Annotated in this window: 1 protein-coding gene; it reads right to left on the bottom strand. The window is 64.9% G+C overall.

The features are described 5' to 3' along the window. Window positions 1-791 (bottom strand): thiamine pyrophosphate-binding protein (locus PLJ71_22095; GenBank protein HQM51381.1); only part of this gene is annotated, 791 nt, incomplete at its 3' end. Between the last annotated feature and the right edge of the window lie 305 nt (window positions 792-1,096).

The raw sequence follows: 1,096 nt of genomic DNA on the forward strand, positions 1-1,096 counted from the left end.
AAGTTTGTAGACCGCGCCGCGTGCATGCCCAGCATGCCGAGCGACAGAGGATGATCAACCGGCATCGTCCCCAGCCCCATCAGCGTCATCGTCGTCGGGATCGAAGCCTTCTCCGCGAGCTGAACGGCCAGCGCGGCCGCGCCGGCGTGCACGACCCCGCCGCCGAGATACAGAACCGGCCTCTCGGCCCCGTTGATAAGCCCGGCAGCGCGCTCAACCGCCGCCGCAGCGAAGTCAGGGGGACTGTCCGCCGCCGCTGGTTCCGGCCAGCGCTCAAACGAAACGGCCTCGCACTGCACGTCTTTGGGCACGTCAACCAGAACAGGCCCGGGCCGTCCCGAGACGGCAATCCGAAAGGCTTCGGGAATGATCTCGAGCAGGTGCGCCGCCGAACGCACCAGGAAATTGTGCTTGGTCAGCGGAATGCTCATCCCGTAGGTGTCGACTTCCTGGAACGCGTCGGTGCCGATCATCGCCCGGGGCACCTGCCCCGTGATGCAGACGATGGGGACCGAATCCAGCTTCGCGTCGGCAAGGGCGGTCAGGGCATTGGTGGCGCCCGGGCCGGATGTTGCCAGAAACACCGCGGGCCGCCCCGTCGCCCGCGCCATCCCCTGCGCAATGAATCCCGCGCCCTGTTCGTGACGGGCCAACACGTGCCGGACCGTCTCCGATTGGCCGAGAGCATCGTAAAGCGGCAGGTTCGCACCGCCCGGGATGCCCGCGACAATGCGGATGCCCTGGCGTTCAAGCATACGGACAATGAGTTCCGCGCCGGTTATGGTGGGCATGGCCGAGTCTCCTTGTTGTGCCCATGGCGGCGGTCCCGGCGCTCGAGGGAGGAGACAAAAAATCGCCCCCACCGGCGCCTTCACGCCGATGGGGGCTGATATAGCCTTGTTTAGGACCCGCTACGGCGCACAGGCGTCGACACGTACTACCACCACCACGCCTGCCTGCATCAAGCAAGCGGTCGTGCGGACGATAATATGGTCGATTCCCTGTGCCATAGCGTTGGGATAATCCTTCTTGAACTGTTCAACGCAGCGTGATGTTACCACCAATATGCGCATCTGTCAACAGCGCTGCCCACCCC

This window comes from Candidatus Hydrogenedentota bacterium (genome assembly GCA_035416745.1).
GTDB lineage: Bacteria > Hydrogenedentota > Hydrogenedentia > Hydrogenedentales > SLHB01 > UBA2224.